Raw genomic sequence first — 247 nt, 5'->3', positions numbered from 1 at the left:
CTCAGATACACTGCGATCATATTTTGCTGAGTCAGCGCACGTTAACAGCAGATATATCATTAACATCTCAAATCGCAGACGTAAAAAAGCCCACTATGTAATAGCGGGCTGTTTCACTACTCTTTCGAGTAAATTAGGCGCCTGGAAATGACCTACTCTCGCATGGGGAGACCCCAAACTACCATCGGCGCGATTACGTTTCACTTCTGAGTTCGGAATGGGATCAGGTGGTGCCACAATGCTATGG

1 rRNA gene is annotated in these 247 nt (G+C 46.6%); it reads right to left on the bottom strand.

Annotated elements, in window-relative coordinates:
* Positions 1–139: 139 nt before the first annotated feature.
* A 5S ribosomal RNA gene (gene rrf, locus AAEY88_RS14970) occupies positions 140–247 on the bottom strand; the annotation flags it as partial.

This window comes from Psychrobacter sp. CAL346-MNA-CIBAN-0220 (assembly GCF_040309805.1).
GTDB lineage: Bacteria > Pseudomonadota > Gammaproteobacteria > Pseudomonadales > Moraxellaceae > Psychrobacter.
This window is presented reverse-complemented; position numbering and strand designations above follow the sequence as displayed.